Origin of the sequence: Glaciecola sp. 33A, from assembly GCF_002836745.1 — a bacterium.
Taxonomy (GTDB): Bacteria; Pseudomonadota; Gammaproteobacteria; order Enterobacterales; family Alteromonadaceae; genus Glaciecola.
Window position 1 is genome coordinate 706,330 of record NZ_PJAR01000044.1, and the last position, 17,766, is coordinate 724,095.

The window sequence follows — 17,766 nt, forward strand, 5'->3', positions numbered from 1 at the left end:
AGTAGGCACCACTGAAGCTGCCGGAAATACCTACTAGCCGATTATCTACCGTCACTATCGTGTCCTTAGCTAATATCAATGCATACAAGACATTTATCTACTGGTTAGGTTGCGGCTAATGTGTGTCGAATGAATACCGGATAGGAAATTTCAGGAGAGGTAGGCAAAGTAGTTATACGCCTTGTAGTCCTAGTAGTTAAATAGCACCACACTTACACGTAGTTAAGAAAGCCGTTAACTATTAACACTAGCGATTGGCGGTCCACACAACTACGGGTACATGTGCGGTATGTCTTACCGTATGAGTGGATGTCCAATCATAGTAAGGTTTGATAATTTTAAGCTGCAACGCATCGATATAGAAGCTAGACATCTACTGGCAGCTCTTTACCAATTTCGCTTAATCTATTTATAAATACCAAATAAGCATTTTTTACCACTACCGATCATTTCAGGCTCAATAATATTTGCTCTTTTGATGAAAGCGGAAGTTTCAAATCATTCCCAAGACGCGATGCAAAAGCTTGTTTGCCAATTATCGAGGAAGTTAATTGTAGGGCGGCTAAGAGCGTGAAGCAGACGTATGACTTAATTAAAGGCAACTGACTTCTGAACGTCCATAGAGCACTCTGGACTTTTCAATCATACAAGGTAATCTAGTTTGCAAGGTTATTGATCTTGTAAGGTCGGACTAATACACTGTTAAGCGCCCAAACCCTTGAGATAACAAGCTAGAACTAACTTAGGAATAAGATGAAGAATTTTGACTCGAGAACTTATAGCATCAATGATTTTTTAGAGTGGTCGGATAACGGGCAACTAGAGTTATCGCCAAGGTTCCAGCGCAGATCTGTTTGGACTGATACGGCACGTTCATACTTAATGGATACCATAATTGATGGAAAGCCTATTCCCAAGGTATTCATCCGTCAAAAATTAAATCCCCAAACCAGGAAATCAATAAGAGAAGTAGTTGACGGCCAACAACGCTTGAGAACTATATTGTCATTTATGAAAGATGGGTTTGTTATTAACAAAAGACATAATAAGCAATATGGCGGCTTGTACTTTAGCGAATTGAATAAAGTTGATGAAGATATTCAGAACCACCTATTAAACTATGAGATTTCGGTCGATTTACTTGTAAATATGTCAGATCCTGATGTTCTTGACGTATTTAGCCGTTTGAACTCATATTCCGTAACATTGAATGACCAAGAAAAAATTAACGCTAATCACTTTAGTGAGTTTAAGAAACTGGCAGATACATTGGCTCACAAAAATAATTCTTTTTGGATTGATAATAAGATCATTAGTGAACAAAACGTACTTAGAATGTATGACGTTCAAATGTCCGCAGACCTATTAATTGGAATGATCGATGGCATACGAACAAAGAAATATATTAAGAAAGCTTATGAAGTTTATGAAAAAGAATTCGGTCATGATGTAGATGTTCTTTCTGAAAGATTTGACGAAATAATAGAACTCATAAAGGCTATATTTGGCGAAGGTTTAAGTAAACGCGAGTTTCGAAGAAATCATGTGTTTTATTCACTTTTCATGTCTCTTTATCACCTTCAGTACGGTGTTGCAAATATAGATAGGCTAAGGCAACCGATTGAAAAAGGTGAGTTGGCCAAAATTTCACAAAAGCTTGAACGGATTGATTATATCTTTGACGAAGATAATAAGGATAAACTTGAGCAAGGTGATAAACAATTTTTGGAGGATTGCCGGAGGGCAACTACTGATACACCTGTTCGTATTCGTAGAAGTGAATTTATTATTGATGTGATGGCTTAACAAACATGGCGTTAATAGATGCACTTTCTGCCTATAGGATTGAAGTTACTAAAGTTAATGGCTATGTCGACCTTGCATATGAGCAAGACGCTGCAGGAAATAGCATTAGATCGAATGAAGATGTAGAGTTTATAGTTACATCAGCCTTTCTTAAACTATTTATCGCTTGGGAAGGCTTTCTAGAAAATTCTGTTGTCGCATACTTAACTGGAGAAGCAAGTCTAGGCGGGAATATGATAACTAAATATGCGAATCCAATTGATGTAGAGCATGCACATAAAATTTTAATCGGCACTCAAAAATATGTAGATTGGGCGAATATTGACAATGTTAATAAGATCGCCTCTATATATTTTGAGGAGGGTGAGCCATTCAAAACAGCTCTGAATTCAATATCCACGGACCTTTCTGACTTAAGAGTTATACGAAATGCGTCAGCACACATTAGCTCTACCACTCAGAATAAACTGGATGCCGTTGCATCTAGAGTATTAAGACGTAGCGTGACGGGAATTAACGTCTCAGATTTTATTACTAAAATGTCTAAAGAAGATACTTCAAATACCGTCCTGCAATTGTACCAATTAAAACTGGATATAACGGCAGAGAATATTGCACACAACCGCACTTAGCAAGTTTGTCCGCTTTTGGCACAAAGCTCGCACACGAATTTGAACTCACACCGCTTGCTTGCCTATCAACACCATAGATAAAAATCCTATTTCTGGTAAAAAATGGCAACTAAAATCTAAAAAATAACTACAACCGCTTACTTGGGCAAAGTTGACCAATGCAATTTAGTGGCACAACTAATGTAATTATCTATTCGCCATAATGCTTTTTTGAAGGCTATCATAAAAACGAAAACACCAGTCTTTATAAGCTTTATCTATAGAACCATATTTCTTTTTCATCTCCTGATTAAGCACAGATTTAATACCATTAATTTCTGCTTGATATTGATAAAAATCTTTGGTGTAACCTAGTTTTTCAGCGAGCTGAGTAGTTAAAACATTAACATCGGCAAATTTTTTACTGTCATACCCAAGTTCGTCTGCATAAGACTTACATAGAGCACCTCCTGCCACACTAGTTTTTATGGTTTCCTCTACATTCGCTGCGTTTGCAGATATAGAAACAAAAGAAAATAAGCATATTGCCGAGCACAAAATAAAACCACGCATTTGATAGTCCCTAAAAATAAATTTTGAATATACATTCATTTAGTTTAGTGCTTTGCGCCATTCGGGCTTTTAGTATCGTCAAGTTTAATAGCGCCATCTGCCTTTAGATTTAGATATTTAGTATGCTCCAAGCCAATTATGCCTAGTTAAGCTTAACATTCCAAGGCATCAAAATTTTCACATTACAGTCGGGCTCGATAGATGATTTTAGTACATTCAGAAGACAATCGAAGGGCATAAGCCCGTTTCCTTCTGGCGTTTCGACTACACTATACAAAACCGCACTAGAAATTGCGCCGGTAGATATTAGACTAAACAACCAACACCTACTATTACGCTTAAAAAATTTTATATTTAATTTTCTGCTTTAGACACTAGGTTTTTAACATCCAAGTTTGAAAAATATTTTACAAACCGAAGTTTGGTTCCTTCTAGGTCTTTTTCTGTGATAGCGTCACCATACAACATTCTCTGAGATTCTTCAGTATAAGAGGCTTTCTCTAATAAATACTTGTCATATTCGCCTAGCTCTTTATATGATATGTAATATATAGTGCGCCCTTTAGTTGAGCTTACAAGCCAGTGTGGATAGATTACCTTCACCGTATCAAAGCTCTTTAGATAGCTAAATTCATCTTTATTTAAGTTGACCCTAATTCTAAACTGATTGATAGGTTGAAAGGCAGCATGCATTTTAACAGACGTGTTAAAAACTATTTCTCCTACACTCTTGATATCTTTTCCAATAAATACAGGACTAGCAGATACAATCTCAAAGATTGCATTATTACCAGCAAAAGAGACTTGTTCAATAGAAATATCTATTTCGTGGTCAGCCCCATAAGATAGTTTTGATAAAAACAGAACTAGAATAATAAATATTTTGCCTTTAACTATTAAGTTACAAATTTTTATACTTTTTCTCATATGTAATTACCCCACAAAAATGTCATTTACTTGTTAGTTTTAAACATAAATTATAGTTTTCTTCCAATTCATTCATTAATGCATTTTTATCTTTATGTCTGCGTAATTTTTCTAGTTCTGCTTCAGGCTCACTTAAGACGAATGGCATCAATGGAAGCTTTGCACCAAGAAACCCGACAGTGGCTTTTTGGAGGTTTTCGAAAAATTGTACATTTATAGTCGTGTTCTTTGACAGCAAGTTTACGGCAACAGCGGTCATATGACGTTCAAAATTGAGTAGGAGTTTATGTTATAAATATTCGTCGAGGTGCGCCATAGTGACAGGCTGTTCTGAGCCTATGACGGTCGTTCGTATCCAAAGCCCTACTGCCCTTTGATTTTATGCAATATAAATTTTATTAACTTCCAAGCAATCCAAAAAATTCCAGCCCACATCGCGAACGCAATAGCTACAAATATTTCGCCTCCCATGTAAGGCTCTCCCATAATTTTTAAACATAATTAGCTTAAACATTATGCTACCTTAAATCCACAGTAGGTCAAATTTTTTTAAATTTGCGGTATTCTTTATCTAAATTAATATCATTTAAACAAAATATATATGGGCCATTAAAGTGAGACTGGAACTTGCTAATAATGTTAGAGAACTCGCTTTTTTGACTTGCACTTGGACTAGATAGAAGATTAAGTGGCTGTAGCTTAGGATCGTTGCCATTGATCGCGCATAGTTTTGTAGGACAGGGAGTTTAATTAGGCTCACCCTTTGTTTTTACCTGTTAGTCCAAATACTTTCCAATTGATTATTTCTGCTTATTTCATAGTACAAAGCCATCGTGTTTAAAGACAGTGGTTTATTGTTTCGTTCATCATCGGCCAACTTGGCCAATATTTTATATAAGAACACCACGGTTAATTCACTTGTTTCTTGTTCTCGGTAAAGCTTTGATGTCATATCTACTCCCCCAAGCATGGCGAGGTTAGTAAGTGTACTTTCTAATTCCCAGCCTTCAAGATCAGGTGTTTTATCGTAAACAATCATTAGTAACTGCTTGGCGTCCTCCTTAAAACCGTGATATCTAAGAACATTTGCCATGTTGATAGCTTCGCCAAGAATAAAATAAAGGCTATTTAGCGCCTTATCCTCATCTTTTAATAATTTATACAGGGTATTCAGGAGCTGTTTTACGCCGCTCTCATCAGATAAATATATAGCGAGATAGAGCATGGGGATGACAATATCATCATATTGTAACTTGCCTGCTTCCAAATGCTCAACCAATTGATTTCGCCTATTTACGAGCATCTCCGCTCGCCCCATTTTGACCAATGTATCTCCCACATGATTATAAAAAGAGTCTTGCTCACTAAATACAACGTTAGATATCGTTGACAGAGCCTGTTCAACATCACCATTCTGAATGTAGTTTGAAGCGACCTGGTTTAAAAAATAATTGTTCGCCACGTCAAACCATCTTTTCTCATAGTCGTCACCATTTGCTTTGGATTTAGCAATATGAGCAAGGACGGTATCTATATATCGAATAGCGTCATTTTTATTTGTTTTGATTAAATGCAATAAAGGTTTTTTGAAACCATCAAAGTCGTAAAAGGCTATTTCAGAGGCATTTAGCAATAATTCGAAGTCATGAAAATATTGCAGTCCACCTGCAATTGTAGCTATTTGGGCTTTGTCATCAATGTTTGTGCATTTTAAAATTACATTGCCAGGTAAGCATTGTCTCAGGTGCTCTTTATAAATCGCTATTGCTCTATCAATTTTTCCTTCATTAATATATTCCAATGCAATCGTAGATGTGTATTCACCGTAAGGTTGTTCTATCGATTGAGGGGTAAGCAATATTCCTTCGATTTTGTTCAATAAGTCTTGGTTTGTGCTTTTACTCTCAAGCAAAACCCCAAAGAAAATCTCTGTTATTTCATACATCTGAGGATGGTTGCTAAATCGAATTATCTCGTTTTCAATTATTTTTTCTATTGATCCCCCTGACTCTTTGAGTATTACTAATTTGCGCCGAATGTCGACTAGCTCTTTACTACTGAACCCTTTTATCAAAATAGCTCCGGATGCAAGGTCGACCGCAACCTTGCTAATTGGAAACTCGTTATTAATCTCATTAATTGCTGGGATGGCAATGTTTGTTAGTTCATATAATGCGTCATAGTCATATGGTTCAACGTTTATAGCGTCTGCAGCTTTTACTGTCATAACGTAAATTTCATTGGCACGCTCGTCTGCCGATTTAAAGCATCCAGCAATAAATATAGCGATTAATAACAAGAGGAAATGAGGTTTCATTTGCGAGCCTTAACAATTGTGTTTGTTTCATACATACGATTAGATAGCTAATGTCGATGATACGCTGTCAATTGATTATTCACAATTAATGGGCACTAATAACACAACAGATAGTTAATTCTTATCAAACTTGTACCTTTTATGAATTGTCTGTAGGACTTAAAGGTGATTTACTGTTAAATAAAACAGGCTTCGATAAGCATAACGAAGCCTGACAATTCAATCACACGAGTTCGTCGGCAACTCAGTCACCGAGAATACTTACGCGCATCCTGAGCCTCTAACATTAATATCAGGACCTAGCGGACACGAAAGCTCAACAAGCTGACAATAATACTCTCGACCATCGACTGTTATATCTAACGGGATGAAATCATATAGATTGTTACGATAAACTTCTGTCACAGCAGAATCATTAGTCAATATTAATTGATTTAGCTCATTGAATATAAAACCAGTGTCAGTACAAGCAAGTTCAGGTTCAATTCATTTTCTGTAAGGTATTTTTTTATAGCAACGTAGATATTTGACGGTTTTCTTGACGGCTTACAAAGTAATAGATATAAAAAAGCCCCTGTAAAACAGAGGCTTATCTATAAAATGTGGCGGATAGCGAGGGATTCGAACCCCCGGTACCTTGCGGTACGTCTGATTTCAAGTCAGGTGCATTAAACCGAGCTCTGCCAGCTATCCTATTACTTTTAAAACTTTATACTATTATCACAGCGTTCACAATGTGCGCTCATTAACAAACTCAGATATGAATTGCGGGAAGACTTTACTCTTCGTCTAATTTCTAATCAGGTGCGTTAAACCAGGCTCTGCCAACTCTCCGTTAGCGAGGTGCGCATACTAAGGCCCAAATTGCCTGTTGTAAAGTCTTTACACAGAAAAAAGTGATTTTTTTCGTTCGTTTGAACGATTTTCACACATTATTGTATTAATATAGATTAGTTAGCGAAAACTACTTGAAATATGGAACCAAACACCATACAAAGTATCTAACAATTAACCAAGTGTTTTACTCAATTATTATTTAACGTGGAGACGTACAAATGGAACAACGTTCAGTCTATTCTGCCTCTGGCAATCGGTCAGCGGTAGAAATTAACAAGGTTTTGAAAAATACCTATCTATTACTGTCTATGACTTTGGTATTCAGTGCAGTTTGTGCTTGGATTACAATGGGTATGAATCTAGGTGGATTTGCTAGAATCGGCCTTATGTTGGCAGCGTTTGGTTCTTTATACGCTGTTTCAAAATATGCCAATTCAGCAGCGGCTTTACCATTGACGTTTTTGTTTACGGGTCTAATGGGTGCTGCCCTCGGTCCATTGTTAAGTTATTACGTGGCCGTCGGTTATCCTGGTCTCATTATGGAAGCATTTGGAACAACCGCTATTATTTTTGTCGCATTATCTGGCTATGCAATTACGACCAAGAAAGATTTTAGCTTTTTAGGCGGTTTTTTAATCGTAGGACTTGTTTTTGCGATTATTGCCAGTATCGCTAATATCTTCTTTGCAGTACCTGCTGTTCATTTAGCTATTAATGCAGTCATCGTCTTCATATTCTCTGGGTTAATCTTATATGACACTAGCAGAATTATAAAAGGCGGGGAAACCAACTATGTCATGGCAACGGTATCGCTTTATTTGAACATCTATAATCTGTTCACCGCCTTACTTGCTCTGCTAAATGCGTTTGGCGGCGACGATTAATCAAGCATGTTAATTAGGGAAAACACCCCTTTTAGGGGTGTTTTTGTTTGTTATGAATAAATTTCTTATTTTTGTTACCCGTTCTCCATTTGATTCTTTAAATGGACAAACTGCCCTGTCGTTTTGTGAAGCCGCAATTGAGTTAGGACATGAAATAGAGCAAGTGTTCTTTTATCAAGAAGGGGTTCAACAAGCTAACGTTGACATTCAACCCGCTGCTGGTGAGAAAAATTTGCTTGCGCAATGGCTTGCATTTTCAGAACAAACAAAAACATCATTAAACGTCTGTGTTACCGCATCAATTAAACGTGGTGTCTTGTCAGAAGATGACGCAGCGGCTATGCAACTGCACTGCAATGTTCACACTGCGTTTAGGCCGGTAGGGATGGCTGAATACTTTTCTGCCCTGAATACAAGTTCGTCTTGTGAGCCTGATACGCTTATTTGCATGCAGTTTTAGAGCTTAGGTATGGCAAAATTACTAATTATTTCAACTCAGGCCCCTTATGTCACCAGTGCTGCGCAAGATGCTTTAGAAGCTGCGCTGGCAGCGAGTAATGTTGGCGTCGACGTCACCTTTGTATTTGCTCAACAAGGCCTTTATCAGCTATTAGGTGATCAAGACAGTACCTGCGTGCAAAGAAAATCGATAGAAAAGCAAATTAACGTTCTACCCTTGTACGATATTGATGCTGTTTATTATATTGCAGAGGATATGACTGACCTTAAACTCTCAAGACAGGCATTGACATCAACTGCAGAATCAATAGATACCAACAAGTTCAATGAATTATGCGCTGCTTCTACCGCAATTTTACGTTTCTAGTTTAGGATTATGTACGCATGTTAATTGTATTTTTAGGCTCTGAATATCAATCTATCCGACCTACATTACCTGAGGTAAACAAAGATAAGCCTCATGCCGTTATTATTGCGCAACACGGCGTATATCAACTGAAAAATGTTTTACGAGAGCTACATGATCGTCATGATATTTTTATTCACGTTCTCAAACGCGACTTACAGGCAGCCGGTCTGCTTGCAAGCTTTACCGAGCAAAATAGAGTAAATATAATCGACTTTGAAGAATTCGTAAGGTTAAGCATTCAACATAGACCGTGTATTACCTTACAATGATTAACTCGCTGCGCTATACATAAGCTGTGCTGTACATAAAAGTTTGTCGTGACGGGTCTTCGTAGAAAACTGACATAAAGAGTTTAAATCAAAATAGATGCAACATTTTTTAGAATACGACAACAAAAAAATTGAAATAGATAGAAACGGTTATCTACTGAACTATTTAGAGTGGGAAATAGAAGTCGCCTCTGTTATAGCGCAACTAGAGGGAATTGATTTAACCCCAGCTCATTGGGAAGTTGTGTTTTTTGTTAGAGCGTTTTACGAAGAATATGAAACCAGTCCTGCAATACGCGTCTTGGTTAAAAGTTTGTCGAATAAATTTGGACCTGAGATTGGAAACAGCCGTTACGTGCAACGTTTATTTCCAAAAGGCCCGGCGAAACAAGCAACTAAAATAGCTGGCCTACCTAAGCCAGCTAAGTGCCTTTAGTCATCCTCTATGCGCTAGGTGACATAATTTCCACACCATTCATATAGGGCACAAGGGCTGCCGGCACTTTAACGCTGCCATCAGCTTGCTGATAGTTTTCTAATATAGCGACCAACGTTCTGCCAACGGCTAAACCTGAACCATTCAGGGTGTGCAGCAATTCAGGCTTCTTCATATCATGCGACTTATATCTTGCATGCATCCGACGGGCTTGAAAATCGCCCATATTTGAGCATGAAGAAATTTCTCGATAGCTGTCCTGTGCTGGAAGCCAAACCTCCAAATCATAGGTTTTACTGGAACCAAAGCCCATATCACCTGTGCACAACAGCACTTTACGATAAGCTAATCCTAGCTTTTGTAGTATTGCTTCTGCGTGGCTTGTCAGCTCTTCTAGCGCTGCCATTGAGTTACTTGGATGGACTAATTGAACCATCTCGACCTTATCAAATTGATGCTGACGAATGAGCCCTTTAGTATCACGCCCATAGGAACCGGCTTCACTTCTAAAACAAGGCGTATGTGCCGTCATTTTAATTGGTAGTGCTTCTAATGGAAAAATTTCGTCGCGTGCTATATTCGTCAGAGGCACCTCGGCAGTTGGGATCAGTGACAAGCCCTGACCTTCTTCAGTCGCCGGTTTAGTATGAAATAGATCTTCTCCAAACTTCGGCAATTGGCCGGTTCCGTAAAGACTCTCGGCGTTAACTAGGTAAGGAACATAAACCTCTTGATAACCGTGTTCTTGCGTATGTATGTCAAGCATGAATTGACTAAGTGCTCGATGCATTCTGGCGACAACTCCATTCATAACGACAAATCGTGAACCGGATAACTTAGCCGCTGTTTCAAAGTCAAGTCCGTTATTTAGTCGCAGTGACACATCAGTATGATCATGCACTTCAAAATCGAAAGTGGGCACTTCACCCCACTTAAGTACTTCTTGATTTTCACTTTCATCTCTGCCTACAGGTACGTCATTAGCGGGCAGATTTGGCGTTTCTTGATAAATGCTGTTGAGTGCGTTCATCACTTTTTCTAAGCTTAATTTGGCCTCCTCAAGCTTTTCTCCTAAGCCACTCACAGCTGTGAGTAAGGGTTGAATATCCTCTCCAGACGCCTTTGCTTTTCCGATTGCTTTGGAACGAACTGTACGCTCGTTTTGTAAATCTTGAGTGATGACTTTTAACGCTTTACGTTTTTCTTCTAACTCAGTTATTGCAGCAACATCTAGCGAATAGCCACGCGTTTGTAATTTAGCAGCAACTTCGTCGAGGTTATTTCTGAGCAATCGAGGATCTAACATTTTTTTACAATATCCTTTGATAAATTAGGAACGCCAACCATACTGAAATAAGACAAACAGTGACGTTCAAAAATACATTCAGTGAGGCTTTAATTAACTCGCCCTGCTGAATGAGTAATACAGTATCGAGTGAAAACGTAGAAAAGGTAGTAAACGCGCCTAAGAGACCAAAGCCTACTAATACCCTTAATCCTGTGTTTTCTCCATTATTCTGCTGCAAGAATGCATACACTAGCCCCAGAACAAACGAACCCAATACATTTACCGCAAGAGTACCAAATGGAAAGCTCTTTCCCAATAGATTAGTGGTAAGTTGTAAAACAAAATAACGCATGGACGCGCCCATTGCTCCGCCAATGGCTACAAACAAGTATATTTGAAACGTCTGCATCTTATTTACTCACTTTATCTTTTCTTGAATTCCCTTGCCCAAGCGCTTGAGCATCAAGCCCTGCTAAGAAAACCATTTTAGCACTCAGTTGCTTCTCCAAACCTCTATCGGTAGCCGTGTAAAATACCTGATCAGCAATATCGGCAGGTAAATACGACTCACCTGCAGCATAGGCGTTAGGTTCATTATGAGCATAACGATATCCCTCACCATGTCCCATTTGTTTGGCCAAACTAGTCGGTGCGTTTCTTAAGTGGTTTGGAACATCGTAACTTGGTGTGTCGTCAATAAGCTGTTGTGCTTTTTTAAAAGCGGCGTATACCGCATTGCTTTTTGGTGCAAGGGCACAATAAATAACCGCTTGGGCTAGGGCCCGCTCGCCTTCAGCCGGACCGACTCGATGATATAGGTCCCAACTATTTAAGCAAACTTGTAATGCTCTGGGATCTGCATTTCCAATATCTTCAGATGCAATGGCTAACAATCTCCTTGCGATGACTAAGGGATCGCCACCACTTTTGAGCAAGCGACAAAACCAATATAAAGCGCCATCGGGTGAGGAACCGCGTACCGATTTATGAAACGCAGATAATAAGTCGTAATAATGGTCACCGTTCTTATCAAACGCTAGCGTTTTAGCACCAGTCGCTTTTTTAATTAATTCTAAATTTATTTTTTCATCCTTACGGACTAAGTCACTGCAAATTTCAATCGACATTAGCAAGCTTCTTGCATCGCCGTTAGATTGAGAGATGAGTGCCAACGAGGCATTTTCTTCAAACTCAATACATTTATTTTCTCGTTCTTGCAAAAATTTAATTGCACTATTTAACAGCGTCATTAACTCATCTGTTGATAGTTTTTCCAAAATAAATACACGTAAACGAGAGAGCAGAGCCCGGTTGACTGAAAAACTTGGATTTTCTGTTGTAGCACCAATAAGGATAATATGACCACTTTCAACATAAGGTAAAAAAGCATCTTGTTGACTTTTATTAAAACGGTGAATTTCGTCTACAAAGACAACTTTTTGTCTTGCAAATAAATCCGAATTAACATTGGTTAAAGATAGGCTAGCGTCCCCAATGGCGGCTCGTATTTCTTTCACACCTGAGTTAATAGCAGAAAGCTCAATTACGTCGGCGTCCAGTTGTTCTGCAATTAAGTGCACTAGCGTTGTTTTACCTGTGCCGGGAGGACCCCAAAATATCATTGAATAGCAGTTCTTTTGTGCGAGCATTCTGGAGATAGTTCCCTGTTCTCCAATTAAATGAGACTGGCCCACGTAATCACTGAGACTATTTGGTCTAAGTAAACTAGCCAGGGGTGTATATGCAGAGGATTTCATTTAGCACTCAATGTTAACGACGAATTTAGGCGATTGAAGCTTCGCTTTATTATTGACTGCGTTGGTCGTCAATAATGTAATTCTTTGGAATATCAAACGAAAACAGCGACGGTGAAACGGATTCGTTTTGAGCTATATTTGAAAACACTAATAAGCTCTTTTGCTGTTGTCTATCTGTTGATTGCAGGCGAGTAAGTTCATCGCCGTTGAACTCAATAATCAATGAAACGATGTTTGCATTTTCATTTTTTGATGTAACTACAAATCGAGACTGTTTGTTTTCAACAATAACCGTATTCCACTGTGTTTCATCATCTGAGACTAGCAGCATTAAGGGATTATTTTGGCTTATTGATGTTTGTTTTATTACCGTAACTTGCTCTACAAATGGGTCAATGTTCCACACAGTCGTACCATCGGCAATAAGCAAAGTCTCGTCCGGCAATTGAGTCTCCCAACGCAGCATATTTGGCGTTTTTAAAGTCAATGTACCCGATGACTTTTGTAATTCTTTGCCACTAATATCAGAAATACTCTGTGAGAAATTAGCCGAATATGAAACTAGTTTGCTGAGTTTTATTTTTAACTCATTCTTTGGCGTGGTATTTTGTGCTTCTTGCGCAGCGGAATCAGCACTTATGGCAGCGTTGCTTAGCGTCATTAAACTGAGCACAATGACAGCAGATGAAGTTATCCTTCGAAGCTTATTTTTGAGCAAAGTAAAACGTTCATTTTTGACCAGAGTCAACATAATTTAATCCTTTGGTGGAGGTGGTGCTAACACCTCTCTATTGCCGTTATGGCCGGGTGAGCTTACGACACCGCTCTGTTCCATTTGTTCAACTAAACGTGCAGCTCTGTTGTAGCCAATCCTAAATTTACGTTGCACGCTTGATACAGAAGCGCGGCGCGTTTGGGTAATGAAAGCGACCGCCTCGTCATAAAATGCATCATACTCTTGATCTTCCCCATCCGGACTTTCTCCAGGTAACAATACTTCGGATGTTGCTTCGCCATTTAGGATCTCATCGATGTATTGAGGTGCACCTCGTTGTTTCCAATCTGCAACGACAGCATGAACTTCGTGGTCGTCCACAAATGCACCATGGACGCGAGTTGTAATGCTGGTACCAGGGGGGTTATACAACATATCTCCAGCCCCTAACAATGATTCTGCACCTTGTTGGTCAAGTATGGTTCTTGAGTCAATTTTACTAGATACTTGGAATGCAATTCTCGTTGGAATGTTGGCTTTGATTAAGCCTGTTATAACATCTACAGACGGTCTTTGAGTCGCTAAGATAAGGTGTATACCAGCAGCACGAGCCTTTTGTGCAATCCTTGCGATCAGTTCTTCAACCTTTTTACCGACGATCATCATCATGTCAGCAAATTCGTCGACGATGACAACAATGCTGGGTAATTTATTAAGTTCTGGAGCGCTGTCTTCCATGCTCTCCTCCGACTTCCATAGTGGGTCAAGTATCGGCTCACCGATGTCTTTCGCATCTTTTATTTTCTTATTATAGCCCTTTAGGTTTCTAACACCCAGCGCAGACATTAAGCGGTAACGACGTTCCATTTCACCAACGCACCAACGCAATGCGTTGGATGCCTGTTTCATGTCAGTTACCACTTCAGTTAACAGATGTGGTATGCCCTCATAAACAGAAAGCTCGAGCATTTTTGGATCAATCATAATGAGGCGAACATCTTCAGGAGTCGATTTATAAAGTAAACTTAATATCATCACGTTTACGCCAACCGATTTACCTGAGCCAGTTGTACCAGCAACTAATAAATGTGGCATTTTACCCAAATCAACCACAACTGGCTTACCTGAAATATCGGCTCCCAACACGATAGTTAACGGCGATTCACTGGTTTGAAACGCTTTGGTTTCAATCACTTCGCTAAGGCGAACCATTTCACGATGCTTGTTTGGGAGCTCTAAGCCTATAACGGACTTGCCAGGAATAACCTCGACAACACGAACCGAAATTGCTGACATTGCCCTCGCTAAATCTTTTGCTAAGGCAGTAATTTTACTCACTTTTACGCCCGGCGCTAAGTCCAGTTCAAAGCGGGTAATAACAGGACCAGGTAATACATCAACCACGTTTGCGATGATGCTAAAGTCTGCTAGTTTTGCTTCTAGCAGCCTAGAGACTTGGTCTAACTCTTCTTGAGTAATTGGATTTTCATGTTTGTCAGCGCGCTCTAATAAATCAAATGACGGCATGAGTGTTTTTCTGACGGGTATCGAAGCGGCTTCTTGACTTGATGTTGCGGGCTTTATACTCTGTTCTGCACGCAATCCACCCTGCCCTGCACTTTTTGAAGCCCTAACAACTTTGATACGTTGACGCTCCACTGCAGGGATTGACTCCAGTTCATCCTCATCATCTTCAGTGTTATAAACATATTTATCAGAAGATTTTATATCATCTATACTTTCGTCTTCTGACATAAAAACCGCATCAGGAATATGGAATTTAGGTTCTGATTTAGTCCATGGGTTTGAAGCACTTGTTGTATCTAAATTACTTGTTTTATTTGTTGTGTTTTCACTTGCTTCAGGCCCTGGCTCAGCGCGTAAACTGGTTATACTTAATTCAGAGCTCTCGGTATTGATAGGTTTAGGCAATGCATTTTCATTTTTATTTACAAAAGAAGGTAGGGAAAGCGCGCTCACTTTTTGCGGCAACGTATATAAGTCTTTCGCTCTACTAATAGTAAATGAACCAATACTATCAATGATACTCAACCAAGAAATACCAGTCGCTAGTGTAAATCCAGTACAGAAAAAACAAATGAGCAGTAGTACAGTGCCAACAAAACTAAAATAAGGGACAAGTGCTGTGCTGATTATATCCCCCATAGCGCCGCCAGCGGACACACTGTAGAAGTCATCAAAGTTGATACTAGCGATGCCCGTGAAGCCGAACACAACTAACAGGGCCCCCACCAGACGAAGGCTAATTGTGAGATAATCGAGTTTAGATACACTCTTCAGGTGCAGAAATATAAACCAGCCGCAAAACGCCAGAGCAAAGGGCAAAACATAGGCTGTGATACCAAACGTAAATAACAGAATATCAGCAGCCCACGCGCCAGTGGAGCCCATCAAGTTCTGAATTTCATTGTGCAATCCAGCCTGCGACCAACCAGGGTCACTAGGATGAAATGAAGCTAATGCTATCAGCAAGAAAAAAGCAGTTGCACATGACAACATCATGCCTACTTCCATCAATCGTTGTGTTCCGGATAATCGCGCCATATCCCTACAATTCTTTTATTTATAATTCTTATTGAACTAGTGTTATCGCAACTAATCCATATGGGCTGTCAAGAATATCATAATCCAAACAACTGCATACAGGATGAATGTTATTTATCGTTAATTTTTATTCGATTAGTGTGTTTTACTTCTTCCATCACAACGTAAGTACGAGATTCACTTACGCCAGGCAAACGCAATAAAGTATCACCTAACAACTTACGATAACTAGACATGTCAGCAACTCTTGCTTTCAATAAAAAATCAAAATTCCCTGAAACTAAGTGGCATTCTTGAATGTCGTCCAATATTTGCACTGCCGTAGAAAATTCTGAGAATATATCAACCGAGGTTTTTGATAGTGTAATTTCAACAAACACTAGCATTGCTGCTCCCAGCATGGACGGATCAACTGTCGCCGTATAGCCAGTTATGTAACCCTGCTGCTCAAGGCGTTTAACTCTTTCTAAGCACGGACTGGGGCTTAAACCTACTTTTTTCGCTAATTCTACGTTGGAAAGTCTTCCGTCTAATTGCAGCGCAGTCAGTATTTTGCGGTCAATTCGGTCTATATGTTTAGGTGTCTTAACTAGCATTTAATTTCATTAATCACTCAATTATCAGAAGATTATACTGCATTTGTAAGATCTTCGATATTTTTATTTACTAAAAATACAGTAAACTGCACCCAATTAATTAACATTTAAGGTCTTAAGATGATTGTTGGTGTACCAAAGGAAATAAAAAATCATGAATATCGCGTCGGACTTACTCCGGCTGCAGTTCAGGAGTTTGTTAAATGCGGTCATGAGGTGCTTGTGCAGACTAATGCAGGTACGTCGATAGGTTTCACGGACGCACTTTATACAAATGCAGGTGCCATAATTATTGCAACGCCTGAAGAAATATTTGCTAAAGCAGACATGATAGTTAAAGTGAAAGAACCACAGGCAAACGAATGCAAAATGCTTCGTCGGGGGCAAACTCTCTACACCTATCTGCACCTTGCTCCAGATCCAGTACAAACACAATTATTGGTTGAATCAGGTGCAACTTGTATTGCCTATGAGACTGTCACAGACCATCGTGGAACGCTTCCCCTTTTAGCCCCAATGAGCGAAGTTGCAGGTCGTATGTCAATTCAAGCGGGTGCTCATTACCTGGAAAAAGCAAGCGGCGGTAGCGGCACCTTATTAGGCGGCGTACCCGGTGTTGCACCAGGCAAAGTGCTCATTATTGGCGGCGGTGTTGTTGGTTTAAATGCTGCCAAAATGGCGATGGGACTGGGTGCTGATGTTACTATCCTTGACCGTTCCTTAAATCGTTTACGTGAACTAGATGATATTTTTGAGGGCCGCTTAGCGACTGTATTTTCAACATCTGAAGCCATTGATTATCATTCATCACGAGCCGACTTAGTCATTGGTGCTGTTCTAGTTCCTGGTGCTGCGGCTCCAAAACTGCTAAATCGCGAACATATTAAAAATATGAAGCCAGGTTCTGTCGTGGTTGATGTTGCTATTGATCAAGGCGGTTGTTTTGAAACGTCAAAAGCAACAACACATCAAGACCCTGTTTATATTATTGATGATGTAGTTCATTACTGCGTAGCAAACATGCCTGGTGGTGTGGCACGTACATCGACAATGGCCCTGAATAACGCTACATTGTCATTTGGTTTAGCATTAGCAAACAAAGGTCCTAAGCAGGCAATGCTAGATGATCCACACTTGCTAAATGGACTGAATGTACATAATGGTATCGTTACATACAAAGCGGTAGTTGACGCATTAGGCGAGAAATTAGGCTTAACTTACCTACCTGCGGCAGAAGCACTAAATAGTTAAGTATTATTGTTAAGAGTATCAAAGGAGCCGATTTAGGCTCCTTTTTTTTGGCTCTATTGGCGTTAG

At 39.4% G+C, this 17,766-nt stretch carries 18 protein-coding genes and 1 tRNA gene; 8 read left to right on the plus strand and 11 right to left on the minus strand.

Annotated elements, in window-relative coordinates; translation table 11 throughout:
- Positions 1–753: 753 nt before the first annotated feature.
- Entirely contained in the window at positions 754–1,806 is a 1,053-nt protein-coding gene (locus tag CXF81_RS19210; RefSeq protein WP_101183002.1) for a DUF262 domain-containing protein, read from the plus strand.
- 5 nt (positions 1,807–1,811) lie between these two features.
- Entirely contained in the window at positions 1,812–2,438 is a 627-nt protein-coding gene (locus tag CXF81_RS19215) for a hypothetical protein (RefSeq protein WP_101183003.1), read from the plus strand.
- Between the two features lie 186 nt (positions 2,439–2,624).
- Here CXF81_RS19215 and CXF81_RS19220 read toward each other — a convergent pair whose 3' ends face one another.
- The 5 genes from CXF81_RS19220 to CXF81_RS19240 all read right to left on the minus strand — a co-directional run bounded on the left by CXF81_RS19220 (position 2,625) and on the right by CXF81_RS19240 (position 6,927).
- Positions 2,625–2,990 (minus strand): hypothetical protein, encoded by a 366-nt coding sequence (locus CXF81_RS19220; RefSeq protein WP_101183004.1) that lies wholly within the window; start codon positions 2,988–2,990, stop codon positions 2,625–2,627.
- A gap of 354 nt (positions 2,991–3,344) precedes the next feature.
- Positions 3,345–3,917, minus strand: coding sequence for a hypothetical protein (locus tag CXF81_RS19225; protein WP_101183005.1), 573 nt, complete (start codon positions 3,915–3,917; stop codon positions 3,345–3,347).
- A 22-nt stretch (positions 3,918–3,939) separates the two neighbouring features.
- Positions 3,940–4,176: a hypothetical protein gene (locus tag CXF81_RS19230; protein WP_101183006.1), complete on the minus strand. Its 237-nt coding sequence runs from the start codon at positions 4,174–4,176 to the stop codon at positions 3,940–3,942.
- 510 nt (positions 4,177–4,686) lie between these two features.
- Positions 4,687–6,234 carry a hypothetical protein gene (locus CXF81_RS19235; RefSeq protein WP_101183007.1) on the minus strand — a complete coding sequence of 516 codons (1,548 nt, stop codon included), beginning with the start codon at positions 6,232–6,234 and terminating at the stop codon, positions 4,687–4,689.
- 603 nt (positions 6,235–6,837) lie between these two features.
- Positions 6,838–6,927: transfer RNA gene (locus CXF81_RS19240), tRNA-Ser, on the minus strand.
- Between the two features lie 362 nt (positions 6,928–7,289).
- Here CXF81_RS19240 and CXF81_RS19245 point away from each other — a divergent pair.
- The 5 genes from CXF81_RS19245 (at position 7,290) to CXF81_RS19265 (ending at position 9,528) form a co-directional block, all read left to right on the plus strand.
- On the plus strand, positions 7,290–7,955 hold the full coding sequence (locus CXF81_RS19245; protein WP_101183008.1) for a Bax inhibitor-1/YccA family protein: 666 nt from the start codon (positions 7,290–7,292) through the stop codon (positions 7,953–7,955).
- Positions 7,956–8,007: 52 nt separating this feature from the next.
- A complete protein-coding gene (gene tusD, locus CXF81_RS19250; protein ID WP_101183125.1) occupies positions 8,008–8,415 on the plus strand; it encodes a sulfurtransferase complex subunit TusD in 408 nt (135 codons plus the stop codon).
- Between the two features lie 9 nt (positions 8,416–8,424).
- On the plus strand, positions 8,425–8,781 hold the full coding sequence (locus tag CXF81_RS19255; RefSeq protein WP_101183009.1) for a DsrE family protein: 357 nt from the start codon (positions 8,425–8,427) through the stop codon (positions 8,779–8,781).
- A 17-nt stretch (positions 8,782–8,798) separates the two neighbouring features.
- Positions 8,799–9,092, plus strand: a complete 294-nt coding sequence (locus tag CXF81_RS19260; protein WP_101183010.1) for a DsrH/TusB family sulfur metabolism protein — start codon at positions 8,799–8,801, stop codon at positions 9,090–9,092.
- Between the two features lie 97 nt (positions 9,093–9,189).
- Positions 9,190–9,528 (plus strand): TusE/DsrC/DsvC family sulfur relay protein, encoded by a 339-nt coding sequence (locus CXF81_RS19265; protein ID WP_101183011.1) that lies wholly within the window; start codon positions 9,190–9,192, stop codon positions 9,526–9,528.
- Between the two features lie 7 nt (positions 9,529–9,535).
- On the opposite strand, the gene serS is transcribed toward CXF81_RS19265, so the two are convergent.
- The 6 genes from serS to lrp form a co-directional block, all read right to left on the minus strand.
- Positions 9,536–10,834: a serine--tRNA ligase gene (gene serS / locus CXF81_RS19270; RefSeq protein ID WP_101183012.1), complete on the minus strand. Its 1,299-nt coding sequence runs from the start codon at positions 10,832–10,834 to the stop codon at positions 9,536–9,538.
- A gap of 4 nt (positions 10,835–10,838) precedes the next feature.
- On the minus strand, positions 10,839–11,225 hold the full coding sequence (crcB, locus tag CXF81_RS19275) for a fluoride efflux transporter CrcB (protein ID WP_101183013.1): 387 nt from the start codon (positions 11,223–11,225) through the stop codon (positions 10,839–10,841).
- A 1-nt stretch (position 11,226) separates the two neighbouring features.
- Positions 11,227–12,573 carry a replication-associated recombination protein A gene (locus CXF81_RS19280; RefSeq protein WP_101183014.1) on the minus strand — a complete coding sequence of 449 codons (1,347 nt, stop codon included), beginning with the start codon at positions 12,571–12,573 and terminating at the stop codon, positions 11,227–11,229.
- A gap of 49 nt (positions 12,574–12,622) precedes the next feature.
- Positions 12,623–13,324, minus strand: a complete 702-nt coding sequence (lolA, locus tag CXF81_RS19285; protein ID WP_101183015.1) for an outer membrane lipoprotein chaperone LolA — start codon at positions 13,322–13,324, stop codon at positions 12,623–12,625.
- Between the two features lie 3 nt (positions 13,325–13,327).
- A complete protein-coding gene (locus CXF81_RS19290; RefSeq protein ID WP_101183016.1) occupies positions 13,328–15,853 on the minus strand; it encodes a DNA translocase FtsK in 2,526 nt (841 codons plus the stop codon).
- Positions 15,854–15,963: 110 nt separating this feature from the next.
- Positions 15,964–16,449 carry a leucine-responsive transcriptional regulator Lrp gene (gene lrp / locus CXF81_RS19295; protein ID WP_101183017.1) on the minus strand — a complete coding sequence of 162 codons (486 nt, stop codon included), beginning with the start codon at positions 16,447–16,449 and terminating at the stop codon, positions 15,964–15,966.
- 120 nt (positions 16,450–16,569) lie between these two features.
- Between lrp and ald the strand changes: the two genes are divergently transcribed.
- Complete coding sequence (gene ald, locus CXF81_RS19300) at positions 16,570–17,700, plus strand: alanine dehydrogenase (RefSeq protein WP_101183018.1); 1,131 nt, start codon at positions 16,570–16,572, stop codon at positions 17,698–17,700.
- Positions 17,701–17,766 lie beyond the last annotated feature (66 nt).